This window comes from Cohnella algarum (genome assembly GCF_016937515.1).
Lineage (GTDB): Bacteria > Bacillota > Bacilli > Paenibacillales > Paenibacillaceae > Cohnella > Cohnella algarum.
The window spans coordinates 4,008,527-4,022,006 of record NZ_JAFHKM010000002.1; the positions used below are offsets into that span (position 1 = coordinate 4,008,527).

Here is a 13,480-nt window from a genome sequence, read left to right on the forward strand (position 1 = left end):
ATTTTTTTTGGCATATCGGAAAGTCGAAGTTCTTCGCCTGCGGAACCTGATCGTTGGGGAGCGGCACGGATACGAAGTGCGCCGAGAAGCGGAGAACGGGGAAGAGGCGCTTCGCCTGATCGCGGAATTGAAGCCGGAGCTGGTCATCGCGTGCAGCGGGAACGGCAAAAATGCCTCGCCGCCTGCGCCGAGCCAGCCGCAATCGTCCGCTCCGCTGCCTCGGACGGCGCCGAGCCGGCACGCCGGGCTCCGGATATGCTATGATGGACACAAGTCAAGTCAAGCTCGCCCATCGAAAGAGCCTTGTATCTTGGAAAAAAGGTAGGTGATCCGAATGCGGAAACGCGACGCAAGCCCTGATGCGGCTCAAAACGAAACCCCAAACGCCGCATCGAATCCGGTTCCGAATGCAAGCCCGACCCCGATCGGATCCGACACATTAAACTCGGCGCCGATTTCCGCAACCCCCGTCGCCCTCCCGGTCCCCCTATCGGATATCGGCGAGGGCCCGATTTGGGACGAGCGCGCCGGAAGGCTGCTTTGGGTGGATATTAGGCAAGCGAGCATTCACGCCTTTTGTCCGGAATCCGGCAGGACGGAAACGATTCGGGCTCCGGAGAAAATAAGCGCACTTCTTCCTTGCGCGAACGGGAGATGGATCGCCGCGGCCTCTCATAGTCTGTACGATTGGAGCGGCGAAGGCGAGAGCTTCGGGGAGATCCTGCGGCTGGAGCGGATTCCCGCCCACGTCCGGTTTAACGACGGCAAAGTCGGGCCGGACGGCGGCATCTGGATCGGCACGATGGATATGAACGGCGGATCGGACGGGTGCCTGTACCGGATCGACAAGGCGCTGGCCTGGGAAGAAAAAATCGGCGGCATCGGCTGCTCCAACGGCCTGGATTGGAGCCCGGACGGGAGCGAGATGCATTATGTCGATTCCGCGATCCGGGAGATCCGCGCGTTTGCCTTCGATTCGCAATCCGGCTCGCTCGGCGCGGAGCGGATCATCGTCCGGCTTGAAGACGAGGCGGGGGGCGTCTTCGACGGCATGACCGTCGACCGGGACGGCATGCTGTGGGCGGCGCAGTGGGGCGGCTCGCGGGTGGCCCGCTGGAATCCGGCCGACGGCAGCCTGCTTGCCGAAATTCGCCTGCCCGCGCCGCAGCCGTCGAGCTGCGTCTTCGGCGGCGACGATTACGGCACGCTGTATATTACAAGCGCCTGCGAGGGCATGAGCCGCGAGGCGCGCGCCGCTTTTCCGCTGGCGGGGGCGCTGTTTCGCCTGGATTCGAGCCGGCTCGGCATACGCGGCAGGAAGCCGTTTTCGTTCGGCTGAGAGGAATCTCGACCGAAAACTGGCGCCGACCTGTCGGAGGGAGAGGTAACATGACGCTGCAACAGTTAAAATACGTGATCGAGGTCGCCAACCGCGGTTCCATGAACGAGGCGGCCAAACGCCTTTTTATTTCGCAGCCGAGCTTGTCCAATGCAATCCGGGAGCTGGAGAACGAATTGGGCATTTCGATTTTCGAGCGGACGAACAAAGGAATCGTCCTGTCCAAGGACGGAGCCGAATTTCTCGGCTACGCCAGGCAGGTGATCGAGCAGGCGGAGCTGCTTGAGGGCCGGTATTTGAACGCCAAGCCGTCGCCGCAGCATTTTTCGGTATCGACCCAGCATTATGCGTTCGCGGTCAACGCGTTCGTCCGACTCGTTCAAACGTACGGGCTGGATGAATACGAGCTGGCGCTGCGCGAAACGAAAACGCATGAAATCATTCGGGACGTCAAAACGATGCGCAGCGAAATCGGCATTTTGTACATGAACGAGTTTAACGAAAAGGTGATCCGGAGACTGCTGAAGGACGCCGGATTGCAATTTACCGCCTTGTTTGCGGCCAGGCCCCATATTTTTATCAGCATCCGCAACCCGCTCGCGAAGCAGTCCGTCGTCACGATCGACCAGTTGAAGGATTACCCGTATCTTTCCTTCGAGCAGGGAGAGTACAATTCGTTTCACTTTTCCGAGGAAATATTGAGCACGCTGGTCCATCCGAAAAGCATTCGGGTCAGCGACCGGGCGACGCTTTTCAATTTGCTTATCGGCCTGAACGGGTACACGATTTCGACGGGCGTGCTGAGCGCGGACCTGAACGGAAACGAAATCATTCCGGTACCGCTCGATTGCGACGAAACGATCAACGTGGGCTGGATCTCCCACCGCAGCGTCGCGCTTTCCAGGCTGGCTTCCGCTTACGTGGAAGAATTGCGGCGTGCCGTTTCCGCGGTCTGATAACAAGGTAAAAGCTGTTAAAACAGAACGTTCCCCGGTATGATGAAATCGACGGTCGTTAATCTTGCCGCGAAAAGGGGACGATGGCTTGCTCGGATTTGGGATATTGCTGCTCTTTAATTTGATTGGCCTGGGACTGAAAGAAGGGCTGGACATTCCGATGCCGGCCAACTTGATCGGCCTTATTTTGTTTACGCTGGCGCTTTACGCGAAGCTCGTCAAACTCGAATGGGTCGAGGCTGCCGCGGAATTTTTGACGAAGCATATGATGCTGTTTTTTATTCCGTTTATCGTCAGCGCCATGGCGCTGCTGCCGCTGCTGGGCAAGGAGCTGCTTCCGATCGCGGCAAGCGTGCTGCTCGGTCCCGCCGTCGTCATCGCCATTGCCGGCTTCGCGACGGCGCGGCTGCGCAAAAAGGCGGACCGGGAGGAGGCCGCTTCATGAGGCCGGAGTGGCTCGGGCAGCCGCTGTTCGGCGTCGCGCTCAGCGTCGTTTTTTACAGCCTTAGCTTGATCGCGGGCAAACGGTTCGCGTGGCTGCATCCGCTGTTCGTCAGCTCCGGCGGCATCATCTTGTTTCTCGTGCTGACGGACATCCCGTACGAGGTTTACGAAGCGGGCGGAGAAATCGTTACGTTTTTCCTCGGTCCCGCCACGGTTGCCCTGGGCGTGCCGCTATACAAATACCGGAAGCGCATCCGGGCGGAATGGGTCGCGGTGCTGGGCGGCATTACGGCCGGAGCGCTGGTGTCGATCGTCTCGACGGGGGGATTGCTGTGGGCGCTCGGCGCCTCCCGCGAGACGATCTTGTCCGCCATGCCGAAATCGGTCAGCTCCCCGATCGCGCTCGAGCTGGCAAGGCTGACCGGCGGATCGCCGGAGCTCAGCGCGACGTTGACCGTGTTGACGGGGCTGGCCGGCAGCATGATGGGCATTTCCTTGCTCCGGCTGCTGCGGATTCGCGGCGACCTGCCGATCGGCGTCGCGATCGGGACGGCGGCACACGGCATCGGCACGTCCAGGCTGCTCCGCCAGTCCGAGGCCCAGGGCAGCTACAGCGGGTTCGCGATGGCGATGAACGGAATCGTTACCGGCCTGCTGTATATTCCGATCGTATGGTGGCTTGACCGGGTATAGCCAAAAGCTATATCCGGCTATAGCATTTTGGAGTTACTTGATAGCCGGACGGATGTGATATCTTTCCTTTAGCGAAACGAAACGACGAAATCGCTAAAGGAGAAGATCGCATGAGCACGACGTTCGAACAAGCCAAGCGAAGAACGGAAACGCCTTTCCGCCATGATATCGTAGGCAGTTTTCTTCGGCCGGAGGCGCTGAAGGAAGCGCGCAGAAAGTTTCGGGACGGCGAAATCTCGTCCGCCGAATTGAAAGCGGTCGAAGACCGGGAAATCGCCAGGCTGGTCGGAAAGCAGAAGGAGGCCGGGCTGCGGGCCGTCACGGACGGCGAGTTCAGACGGTCTTGGTGGCACCTCGATTTTATGTGGGAGCTTGACGGGGTGGAGAAGGCGGTCGCCGATAAAGGTTACCCGTTCCAAGGGGCGGAGACGAGGGCCGAAACCGCGCGGCTGAACGGCAAAATCGGATTTACCCGCCACTCCTTCGTCGGCCATTTCAAGTTTTTGAAGGAGATTGCCGGTGAGGATGTCGTTGCGCGGCAGACCATTCCGGCGCCCGCGCAGCTTCTGGCGGAGCTGCAGCGTCCGGAAAACCAAGCGAGCACGGAGGCGATTTACGGCGATGCGGGAGAGCTGGTCTCCGATATCGCCAAAGCGTACAAGGCGGCGATTTTGGCCTTCTACGAAGCCGGCTGCCGCAGCCTGCAGCTGGACGACTGCACGTGGGGGATGCTGGTCGATCAAGGCTACCGGGATGGGCTTCGGCGGCAGGGAATCGACCCCGCGGACGTCGCAGAGCTGTTCGCCCGCGTCAACCGCGAAGCGGTCGCCGGGCTGCCCGCCGACCTGATCGTCGCGACGCACGTATGCCGCGGCAATTACCACTCGACCTGGGCTTCCTCGGGCGGCTATGAGCCGATCGCGGAAACGCTGTTCGGCATCGACGGCGTTAGCGCGTACTACCTGGAATTCGATACGGACCGCGCCGGAGACTTTGCGCCTCTGCGGTTCGTCAAGGAAGACCGCCAGGTCGTGCTCGGCCTGCATTCGTCCAAGTTCGGAGAACTGGAGGACAAGGAGGCCATCGTCGGCCGGATTCGGGAAGCGACGAAATACGTGGACCTCGATCGCATTTGCTTAAGCCCGCAGTGCGGGTTCGCTTCCACCGAGGAAGGGAATGTTTTGACGGAAGAGCAGCAGTGGCGAAAGCTGCGCTTCATCAAGGAAATCGCGGACGAAATCTGGTCGCGGTCCTGACGCGAAAGCCCGGCGACGAAGGGGGATGCCTCTTCGCCGCCGGGCTTTCGTTTTTCAAGATTTCCGCGTCATTCGAATGAAAAAGGAAGCGGAGAGCCCCAGCGCAAGAAGGCCTGCAAATGCGAGAAAGGGCAGAAATTCGGGCCCCGTTTCGAGCAGGGCGGCCGTCAAAACCGGGCCGATGCTGGCGCCGACGAACAAGACGAAGGTGTACAAGGAAGTGGCCGTCGCCCGGTTCCGGCCGCCGATTTCCCCGACCAGGGAGATGAGGGAGGGGACGACGACCGCGATGCCCGACACGAAAACGACGCTCATCGCGACGTAGGCATACAAATCCTTCGCGAAGCCCATCGTCAGCATACCCGCGACCGCCAGCAGCAGTCCCGTTCGGAGCACCGGCAGCGTGCCCCATCGTCCGCACATTCGCCCCGCGAAAAAAGAAAGCGCCATGCCGGCGATGCCGACGGAACGGACGCCGAGGATTTGACGATCGCCAAGCGAAAAAGGCGGCTCCCGGAGAAAAGAGCCGAGCGCGCTGTACATGCCAACGAAGCACAGAAGCAGCAGCACGGCGATGCCGTAGCACAGCCGCAAGTCCGGATTGGCCAGGACGGTTTTTAAGGAAGAGCCGTCCGGTTTGCGTTTGGCCGCGTTCGCCTGCGCGGGCGCGGGAGGCAGCCATACGACGAGCAGAAGCGCGGCGAACAAATAAACGGCCGAAAGGGCGCCGAATACGCCGCGCCAGCTCCACAGCTCCACTAGCGAGCTCGCCCACACCTGGCCGAATATCCCCGCCATCAGAAACCCCGAACTGATAAAGCCGATCGCGGTAATGCGTTTGTCGGGCGGAAAAACTTCGCCCGCGTACGTAAGCGCGACGGGAGAAAACGCGGCCGCCGCGGCGCCTTGCAGGCACCGGAAAAAAATCAGCCCCCCGAATCCGGTAACGAAAGCGCCGCCCAGCGTGGCCAGCGCAAGGACGGAAAGCCCGGCGACGATGACCCGTTTTCGCCCGAGGCGATCCGAAATCGGCCCGTAAATCAGGCAGCCCGCGGCAAAAAAAAGCGAAAAGGCGCTTCCGGCCAGGGAGGCCTTGTCCGGGGAGACGTTAAACTGTTGCGCAAATACGGGAACAAGCGGGACGGTCATATACAAGGATGAAAGAATCGACAGCGCGGATCCGAACAATAAAGCGCGAATGAGCCCGTAACGAGCGTGAACCCAGGGCGGGTTGGCAAAACGTTTCATGATAGCTCCTTCTAAACAGATGATCATCAGATGTTTGATGAGGATAACGATACTCTTTTGATCATAAATTCGTCAAGTTTTTAACTCAAATTCGTCAGGTATAGTTACATACCGTCCGAAAAAGTGCTTGTATTTTCGAAAAACCGCTTCTATAATGTGATCCATGTAATAAAAAATGACTCGATTGTCTTGCGAGAAACGAAATCTGACATAAGGCGGTGTTGACGATAACGGCTCCTGCAGGTTTTAAAGCCATTCCCCGGAGAAAGCTTGTCGACGAAGTATTGGATCAATTGCAATCGATTATCCATTCCGGCCGGTACAAGAGCGGCGATAAGCTTCCGCCCGAACCCGAACTGATGAAGCTGCTGGCCGTCGGAAGATCGACGGTGCGCGAAGCGGTCAAAATTCTTATGCATGCGGGAGTGCTCGAGGTTCGGCAGGGCGACGGGACGTATATTCGCGCCTCCGCTCCGTCCCTGATCAACGTGAGACAAACGCTCGTTCCCGGAAACTACGCGCAAATCCTGGAGGTTCGCCGGATTTTGGAAATCGAAATCTCGGGCCTGGCGGCGATTCGGAGGACGGAAGAGGATCTCGCGTTCATGCGGTCATGCCTGGACCGGCGAAACGTCGCGCTGGAAAAAGGACAGTACGCGGAGTACGTCGAGGCGGATATCGCCTTCCACATGGCCGTCTCCCAAGCGGCGCATAACGAAGTTTTGGCGGAAATGTACAAAGCGATCGCCGAAAGCCTGAAGGAAATGCTGAGCCAGCTGATTTTGGATACGCGGCGATACGAAGACAACACGGCTTACCACGAAGAAATATACGCGGCCATTGCAGCGGGGGACGGCGACGCTGCGAAAAACGGCGCAATCCGGAACCTGGACGCGGTCATGCGAAACCCGTCTTTTCTTTAAATCGCAAACATCAGATGATCTATCCTTTCTATGGGTAAAACATCTGATGATATGCTGAATTTTCTGGTTTTGCTTTGCAAACGACCTTAACAAAAGGAGTGACCTTTCATGAACCACGATCACGACCGCCCGGACGAACAGGCGCTGCAGGTGGGTATCGAAGAAAAGCTGTCGCTTGGCGCCAATCTGACCTACGGATTTCAGCATTTGCTGGCGTTGACGGGCATTTTCCTGTTTCCGGTCCTGATCGGCCAAGCGATGGGGCTCGACACGGGTACGATCGGCTATATGATTCAGGCGTGCTTCCTGACCACGGGCATCGTCACGATTTTGCAATCCGGGAGGATGCTGAAGCTTCCGGTCGTTCAGGGGCCGACGGCGGCTTTTTTCGTTGCCGTTATGTCCGCCGGCGCAAGCGTGGGGCTGGGCACGGCTTTCGGCTCGATGGCCGTCGCCGGCTTGATCTTTATGCTTCTGTCCATTCCGATTCGCAAGTTCGGCCTGATCGGCCATGTGAACAAATTCATTTCTCCCCCGATCGTTTACGGGACGCTGCTCGTCATTATCGGGGCGCAGTTGGCCGACATCGGGCTGAAAAACTGGTTCGGCAGCGCCGACGTCGGCATCAATTTCGCCGCATCCATCGTAACGGTCGTTTGCGTGCTCGCGCTGATGGTGTTCGGCGGAAAAACGATTCTCCGGCGCGGCGCCCTGCTCTGGGGGATCGCGCTTGGAACGGTATTTTACCTCATATTCGGCAGTTCGGACTTTTCCGCGGTGGCTTCGGCCCGATGGATCAGTCTGCCGGAAATTTTCCCGTTCGGCTTCGGCGTTTCCGTTCCGGTCGTCATTTTGATGCTGCTCGCGTTTTTGCAAGCTTCCGCTGAAGCGGTCGGCATGTACACGCTGCTGACGAAATGGGGCAAGCAAAAGCTCGATGCCGAACGCGTCAATCGCGGCCTGTTCGGCGAATTTTTCGGCTGTACGCTGGGCGCCGTATTCGGAGGACTCGGCACGACATCCTATCCCGAGAACATTGGCATCGTGCGCGTGTCCGGAATCGGCAGCCGGTTCGTCACGATGACGGCGGGCATTATGGCGGTCATCCTGGGACTCATTCCGAAGGTCGGGCTGTTTATCGCCTCGCTGCCAAGCCCGGTTTTGTCGGCGGCGTCCACGGTGTTATTCGGGATTATCGCCATCAGCGGCATTCAAATGGTGAGCAAAGTCGTATGGGACGAGCTGAATCTGGTCGTGGCGGGCTCCTCGTTCATCATTTCGCTCGGCACGATGTACTTGCCCGAGGAATTGACCGCCGATTTGCCGCTGGCAATTCAGAGCATCGTCACGCAGCCGATGCTGGTCGGCGTCGTTATGCTGATCGTGCTGAACACGGTCGTCAACATCTGGATCCGGCCGAGACTCGAACGCCGAGCTCGGGACGCGCAAGGCCCGGCCCCGGCGGCGGAAGCTTGAGCGGACGACTGGCGGCCGGTATTGAGGGTTGATAGCCGGATGATGGGCGAATAGCAGTCGCAAATCTTTTATTTCATTATATAGGGGAGCTGGTTGACATGAGCATCAAAAACAAAGTGAAGTGGGATATCGACCCGAAAAGGACGGCCGTCATCGTCGTCGATATGCAAAACGTGTTTTGCAAACCGGACGGGGCGCTTTACGTTCCGCGGGCCGAGGGGATTATCGGCAACGTCAAGCGATTGACGACGACGGCGAGAAGCGCCGGGATGCCCGTCATTTACCTTCGCCATATCGTGCGCGGGGACGGCAGCGACAGCGGCAGGATGAAGGACATGTACCCGAACACGGACGAAATCTTGAAGCGGGGGACGCACGGCGTGGAAATTATCGACGAGTTGGCGCCGGAGCCGCAGGACATTATCGTCGACAAGCTGTTTTACAGCGGGTTTCACGATACGGATCTGGACACGATTCTTCGGGTGCATGACGTCAATACGATTATCATTTGCGGCACGGTGACCAACGTTTGCTGCGAAACGACGGTCAGGGACGGCGCCCACCGCGAGTACAAGGTCATCTTTCTCAGCGACGCGAACGCGCCGATGGATTACCCGGACATGGGGTGGGGGGAACTATCCGCCGAAGAAATTCAGCGCGTGACGCTGACCGTCATCGCGTACGAATTCGGCCAGGTCTCGCCGACCGCCGACATTGTCGCGGAGATCGAAGCCAAATCGGCCGCCATGTCCTCGGCTGCAGGGCGGCAAGCGTAACGGAATCGGAAACCGCAGTAGGGGCGAAGGCTTGCCGTGAAAAAGCGGTCGCCGGCGGACGGAACGGGCATAGCCCCGTCAAGCAGACAGGTAAAAAAGACGTTTGGATTAGGCGGCGATCGATTCCCGGCATTCAACCGGGGAAAGGTCGCCGAGTTTTTTTCTGGAACCGTTCGGTGTTGTAAAAGTGAATGTATTCCTACGCTGGATTTTGTCCAATCATGGGAGCGGAAAACGGGGAAATCGTTGCCTAGAGTGGATTTAATCCAACGAGGAACTTAGAAATTGAACGAAATCGCCAAAAATGCCTCGCCAGATTGGACAAAATCCAATGAAGCCGAAAGGATTCGTGAAAAAGCCGATTTTGATTGGATAATTTCCAATCAAGCTTCGCCGAACCTCGCAGCAACAGCCTTCCGACGACGCCGGAAGCGCCGGCAACGAATATTTTTACAAATCATGGTTGCAATATATGTCGATTCGATATACATTAAGTATCGAATCGACATATTTTCATGCGGAGGCCGCTTCATGTACGAATTGTTTGTGTTGGGCCAGTTGATGACGGGAGACAAGCATGGCTATTTGCTTCAGGAAAGCTTGAAGCGGGCGATCGGGCCGTTTCGCCGGATCAGCTCGGGAACGCTGTACCCCCTGCTGGGGCGAATGGCGGACCAGGGCTGGATCCGCCTGCGGATCGAAGAGGAGCAGGAGGGGGACGTCCCCGCAAAATCTACGGCCTGACGGCGTCGGGACGAGAACGGTTCATGGAGCGAATGGCGAAGCCGCTCGAGTACGACATGGACATCGAGCTGACGTTCCGGTTCAAGATGGCTTGCTTCCCCTTCGTCTCCAAGGGAGTCCGCATCGCCTGTCTCGAGCAGTACCTGCAATATTTGGACGATAACCTCGAATACGTTCAAGCCGAAGAAAAGGTCATCGCCAAAAAGCCGGTCCCCGAACCGATCCGCTTCCAAATGCTGCGGAGCTTCGATTACCGGAAGCATGTCGGATTGGCTGAAATCCGTTGGGTGACGGCGGAGCTGGAGCGGATTCAAGCGGAGGATGATTGAATGCGGGGAGGGAATCGGATGGAACGTCTATGGACGAAATCGTTTGTCGGCTTGAGCGCGGCCATGCTGTTTTTGTTCACGGGGTTTTACTTTTTGCTGCCGACGCTGCCGCTTTATTTGCAGGAGCTGGGAGGCAGCGAATCGCAGATCGGACTCGCGACCGGCGCGTTTACGCTGGCCGCCGTCCTGTTTCGCCCGTTCGCCGGCGGGCTGATGGACCGGTTCGGGAGAAGGCCGTTTATGCTGTGGGGCCTTGCCTTTTTCATTTTGTTTATGTGCTTGTACGACTGGATCGGCGGCATTTTCATGCTCGTGGTCCTGCGTTTTTTGCACGGGGCGAGCTGGGCGTTTTCCACGACGGCCGTCTCGACGTCCATTACGGACATCGTTCCTCCCGCCCGCCGCGGCGAGGGCATGGGTTGGTTCGGAATGGCGATGACCGCGGCGATGGCGGTCGGGCCGCTCATCGGTCTGTCGATCGTGGAGAGCCTTTCCTTTTCCGAGCTGTTTCGGTTCGCGGCGGGATTCGCGGCCGTCGCCCTCCTGCTCGCCTTTGCCGTGCGCATTCCGTTCCGGCCCGCCGCGGGGAACCGCAAAATGGTCGTCGCGGAAAAGTCGGTTTTGCCCGTAGCGGCCGCCGTCTTTTTTCTGACTGTGTCGTACGGGGGGATCACCACTTTTCTTCCGCTCTTTTCCGAAACGATCGGCGTCAACTCCGGCACGTTTTTCCTCGTGTACGCGATCGCGTTGGCTTTGACCCGTCCCGTGGCCGGCAAACTGTCCGATTCGCGCGGCGAAGCGGCCGTCATCCTTCCCGCGCTCGCGATTACGGCGCTGGCTCTGCTTAATCTTAGCTTCGCGAGCGGTCTGCCGGGCGTCATCGTCTCGGCCGTGCTCTATGCCGTCGGTTTCGGCTCGGCCCATTCGGCGCTGCAGGCGGCGAACTTGCGGCTCGCGAATCCGCAGCGGCTGGGAGCCGCCAACGCGACTTTTTTTACCGCGTTCGACTTGGGGATCGGGCTCGGCTCCATCGTTCTCGGTCTGGTGTCGCAGCTTGCCGGGTACGAGGTTTTGTTTGCCGTTTGCGCCGGGTCGACGGGTTTGGCCGCCGTGATGTTCGGCGTTTTTGCGAAACGGCCGCTGCAGCGGCGCAGGGCGGAGGACGCCTTGCGGGAACCGGCCGGCAAAGTGCTATAATCGAAGGCGCATTCGAACAGAGGCAAAACGGATTTACGGGGAGACACATTCCGCTCGACGCGTCGGACCGGCTTCATGTCGGGGGCGTGCCGATCAACGGCATCCCGACGTTCCGCGACGACCATATGCCGTACGGCGGAGTCAAGCAAAGCGGCATCGGCCGCGAGGGAATTCGTTATGCGGTCGAGGAAATGCTGGAGACGAAGCTCGTCGTTTTTAACCGGAATCGATCCCGCAAAGCCTTTCCAGATGGACCGATGTATGGTATATTGATTGCGAACGCTTGTTCTTATGACATGCATGATTTGCATTCAATGCGAAATGCTGCCGAAGGAAGGTGCGTTGCCGATCGAACGCTATCCGGAAATCGACGAGGTCGTCGCTTACATTCACCGCCATTTGGACGAGCCGCTCACGTTGGACAGGCTGGCTCGCTACGCCGCCTACAGCCCGTACCATTTTACCCGCGTCTTCAAGGAAAGGATCGGTCTCTCGCCGCAATACTATGTCTCCGCCCTCCGCTTGCAGAAGGCGAAGGAACTGCTGCTGCACACGAATATGAAAGTGCGGGATATCGCGATGGAAATCGGGCAAAACAGCCTGGGCACGTTCACGACCCGGTTCACCGAACGAATCGGCGTTACGCCTGCGGATTTCCGGAACTCGGCCCACCAGGCGAACCGCCACTTGCTGGAGCTGCGGGATTTGCGGAATTTTGGGGATCCGGGGGACTTTCGACGGCAGGAGCCTTCGTTCGGGGTGTCCCGCTTGCCGGCCGGCTGCGGTCAAGTCGAAGGAACGATAACGGCGGAAGCGCCGTTCGAGGGGGTCGTGCTGATCGGACTGTTCGCAAAGCCGATTCCCGAAGGCATTCCGCTGCACGGTACGCTTACGAGGCTGCCGTCCCCGGCCACGTTCCGCTTTGAGAACGTCGAACCGGGCACGTATTACTTATTGGCGACGTCGGTTTCCTGGAGCATGCAAGCCAACGACATGCTGCTGCCGCAGGCCACGTTGCGCACCCGCTCCCGGCAGCCGATCGTCGTCGGGCCTTGCTCGCCCTTCCACAACCTGGAGGTGCGGTTGTATCCCCCGCGTCTGGACGATCCGCCGATCCTGATTTCCCTGCCGCTGTTGATGAAGCGCTTCCTTCATCGGGCGGAGCAGGCGGCCCGCTAAACGAAAGTACCTGCGCGATTCGCGTCATGCGGCGTCTGCCGGCCGCTCCATTCGGCGAAGCGCGGTTGATGTAAAAGCTATTTAGAGGCCGAACCTTAAGCCTGCGATTCTTTTCGATTGCGGAGCCGGAGTCAAATCCGATGCGATCTTCGATATTCGGAGGGCGGATGCCGAACGCCGACAGGAAGACGCGGCTCAAGTACGGGCCCGTCTCGTACCCGCACCGTTCGGCAATCCGGTCCAGGCTGAGCGTCGTTTCCTTCAGCAGGCAGCAGGCAAGCCGCAGCCGCTGCTCTTTGACGTAGTCCGAGGGGAGAAGACCGTAAGCCCGCTGAAACCGCCTCGTCAATTGAACCGGCGTCAACCCGAGCGATTCGGCGATTTGGCCCATCGCCTGCATTTCCCCCGTCTGCCAGCTGCTGTCGAGCAGCCGCTTCGCTTTCGCCATCAACGGATCGATCGGTTCCGCGCCGGGCGGCCGATCGTCCGCCGTCAGCCGCTCCGTTTCGCGCAGCATCAGCAGATCGTTGAACAAATGCGCCGCCCTGCTTCTTGTTTCTTCGCCGGTTTGCCCGTAAGCCAGCTCCAAATACCGATAGTCCGACGCGAGCCTTTCGGTGTCGCCGATCGTCAGGCGAACGCCGAGCCGGGCGCCCGCTCCGCCCTCCGCGGAGGAAAGATGAAAATGAAACACGTGGAAAGAAAGCGGCGACAACGTCTCGCGCCCAAACCATTCACCAGGCGGACACGCGATCAAATCCCCGAATCCGGCTTCCCCGGTCTCCTCGCCGATCCGATAGCGAAACGTCCCTTCCGTCACGGCAAAGATCGTCCAATAATCGTACCGGTCCCGCGACAGGTCGAACTTCGGCTTGCGGCGCCAGTAGATGTGATGAAGCAATTCGAACGCGGCCATCCGG

At 59.0% G+C, this 13,480-nt stretch carries 14 protein-coding genes and 2 pseudogenes; 14 read left to right on the forward strand and 2 right to left on the reverse strand.

Going from position 1 to position 13,480, the window contains the following annotated elements:
- Positions 1-7 precede the first annotated feature (7 nt).
- The 6 genes from JW799_RS17915 (at position 8) to JW799_RS17940 (ending at position 4,688) form a co-directional block, all read left to right on the forward strand.
- A complete protein-coding gene (locus JW799_RS17915; protein WP_205430976.1) occupies positions 8-325 on the forward strand; it encodes a response regulator in 318 nt (105 codons plus the stop codon).
- A gap of 9 nt (positions 326-334) precedes the next feature.
- Entirely contained in the window at positions 335-1,339 is a 1,005-nt protein-coding gene (locus tag JW799_RS17920; RefSeq protein ID WP_205430978.1) for an SMP-30/gluconolactonase/LRE family protein, read from the forward strand.
- Positions 1,340-1,389: 50 nt separating this feature from the next.
- Positions 1,390-2,295, forward strand: coding sequence for a LysR family transcriptional regulator (locus JW799_RS17925; protein ID WP_080840759.1), 906 nt, complete (start codon positions 1,390-1,392; stop codon positions 2,293-2,295).
- An 88-nt stretch (positions 2,296-2,383) separates the two neighbouring features.
- Positions 2,384-2,740 carry a CidA/LrgA family protein gene (locus JW799_RS17930; RefSeq protein ID WP_205430980.1) on the forward strand — a complete coding sequence of 119 codons (357 nt, stop codon included), beginning with the start codon at positions 2,384-2,386 and terminating at the stop codon, positions 2,738-2,740.
- A complete protein-coding gene (locus tag JW799_RS17935) occupies positions 2,737-3,432 on the forward strand; it encodes an LrgB family protein (RefSeq protein WP_080840757.1) in 696 nt (231 codons plus the stop codon). Before JW799_RS17930 ends, JW799_RS17935 begins: the two co-directional genes overlap by 4 nt.
- 110 nt (positions 3,433-3,542) lie before the next feature.
- Positions 3,543-4,688 (forward strand): 5-methyltetrahydropteroyltriglutamate--homocysteine S-methyltransferase, encoded by a 1,146-nt coding sequence (locus JW799_RS17940; RefSeq protein ID WP_205430982.1) that lies wholly within the window; start codon positions 3,543-3,545, stop codon positions 4,686-4,688.
- Positions 4,689-4,742: 54 nt separating this feature from the next.
- Here the strand turns inward: JW799_RS17940 and JW799_RS17945 are convergent, their stop codons facing one another.
- Positions 4,743-5,936 carry an MFS transporter gene (locus tag JW799_RS17945; RefSeq protein ID WP_205430984.1) on the reverse strand — a complete coding sequence of 398 codons (1,194 nt, stop codon included), beginning with the start codon at positions 5,934-5,936 and terminating at the stop codon, positions 4,743-4,745.
- A gap of 221 nt (positions 5,937-6,157) precedes the next feature.
- On the opposite strand from JW799_RS17945, the gene JW799_RS17950 reads away from it, so the two are divergent.
- From JW799_RS17950 to JW799_RS17980, 8 genes and pseudogenes are all read left to right on the forward strand, one after another.
- Entirely contained in the window at positions 6,158-6,859 is a 702-nt protein-coding gene (locus JW799_RS17950) for a FadR/GntR family transcriptional regulator (protein WP_240353327.1), read from the forward strand.
- A 108-nt stretch (positions 6,860-6,967) separates the two neighbouring features.
- Positions 6,968-8,335, forward strand: a complete 1,368-nt coding sequence (locus JW799_RS17955) for a uracil-xanthine permease family protein (protein ID WP_080840754.1) — start codon at positions 6,968-6,970, stop codon at positions 8,333-8,335.
- Positions 8,336-8,433: 98 nt separating this feature from the next.
- Positions 8,434-9,111 carry an isochorismatase family protein gene (locus JW799_RS17960; RefSeq protein ID WP_080840753.1) on the forward strand — a complete coding sequence of 226 codons (678 nt, stop codon included), beginning with the start codon at positions 8,434-8,436 and terminating at the stop codon, positions 9,109-9,111.
- 531 nt (positions 9,112-9,642) lie between these two features.
- Complete coding sequence (locus JW799_RS29695) at positions 9,643-9,855, forward strand: PadR family transcriptional regulator (RefSeq protein WP_338026288.1); 213 nt, start codon at positions 9,643-9,645, stop codon at positions 9,853-9,855.
- Positions 9,856-9,878: 23 nt separating this feature from the next.
- Positions 9,879-10,184 (forward strand): hypothetical protein, encoded by a 306-nt coding sequence (locus tag JW799_RS29700; protein WP_338026289.1) that lies wholly within the window; start codon positions 9,879-9,881, stop codon positions 10,182-10,184.
- A gap of 18 nt (positions 10,185-10,202) precedes the next feature.
- Positions 10,203-11,381, forward strand: a complete 1,179-nt coding sequence (locus tag JW799_RS17970; RefSeq protein ID WP_205430986.1) for an MFS transporter — start codon at positions 10,203-10,205, stop codon at positions 11,379-11,381.
- 65 nt (positions 11,382-11,446) lie between these two features.
- Positions 11,447-11,611: pseudogene (locus JW799_RS28825) on the forward strand (aldehyde dehydrogenase family protein); the annotation flags it as partial.
- A 91-nt stretch (positions 11,612-11,702) separates the two neighbouring features.
- Positions 11,703-12,560: a helix-turn-helix domain-containing protein gene (locus JW799_RS17980; RefSeq protein WP_205433025.1), complete on the forward strand. Its 858-nt coding sequence runs from the start codon at positions 11,703-11,705 to the stop codon at positions 12,558-12,560.
- Positions 12,561-12,780: 220 nt separating this feature from the next.
- Here the strand turns inward: JW799_RS17980 and JW799_RS30230 are convergent.
- Positions 12,781-13,476, reverse strand: a pseudogene (locus JW799_RS30230) (helix-turn-helix domain-containing protein); the annotation flags it as partial.
- Positions 13,477-13,480: the final 4 nt, after the last annotated feature.

What these genes read in the sequence shown, in the direction of transcription:
- JW799_RS29695 (WP_338026288.1), top strand. Translation starts at nt 9,643, where the DNA reads ATGTACGAATTGTTTGTGTTGGGCCAGTTGATGACGGGAGACAAGCAT.
- JW799_RS17955 (WP_080840754.1), top strand. Translation starts at nt 6,968, where the DNA reads ATGAACCACGATCACGACCGCCCGGACGAACAGGCGCTGCAGGTGGGT.
- JW799_RS17940 (WP_205430982.1), top strand. Translation starts at nt 3,543, where the DNA reads ATGAGCACGACGTTCGAACAAGCCAAGCGAAGAACGGAAACGCCTTTC.
- JW799_RS17960 (WP_080840753.1), top strand. Translation starts at nt 8,434, where the DNA reads ATGAGCATCAAAAACAAAGTGAAGTGGGATATCGACCCGAAAAGGACG.
- JW799_RS17970 (WP_205430986.1), top strand. Translation starts at nt 10,203, where the DNA reads ATGGAACGTCTATGGACGAAATCGTTTGTCGGCTTGAGCGCGGCCATG.
- JW799_RS17935 (WP_080840757.1), top strand. Translation starts at nt 2,737, where the DNA reads ATGAGGCCGGAGTGGCTCGGGCAGCCGCTGTTCGGCGTCGCGCTCAGC.
- JW799_RS17920 (WP_205430978.1), top strand. Translation starts at nt 335, where the DNA reads ATGCGGAAACGCGACGCAAGCCCTGATGCGGCTCAAAACGAAACCCCA.
- JW799_RS17925 (WP_080840759.1), top strand. Translation starts at nt 1,390, where the DNA reads ATGACGCTGCAACAGTTAAAATACGTGATCGAGGTCGCCAACCGCGGT.
- JW799_RS29700 (WP_338026289.1), top strand. Translation starts at nt 9,879, where the DNA reads ATGGAGCGAATGGCGAAGCCGCTCGAGTACGACATGGACATCGAGCTG.
- JW799_RS17945 (WP_205430984.1), bottom strand. Translation starts at nt 5,936, where the DNA reads ATGAAACGTTTTGCCAACCCGCCCTGGGTTCACGCTCGTTACGGGCTC.
- JW799_RS17980 (WP_205433025.1), top strand. Translation starts at nt 11,703, where the DNA reads ATGCTGCCGAAGGAAGGTGCGTTGCCGATCGAACGCTATCCGGAAATC.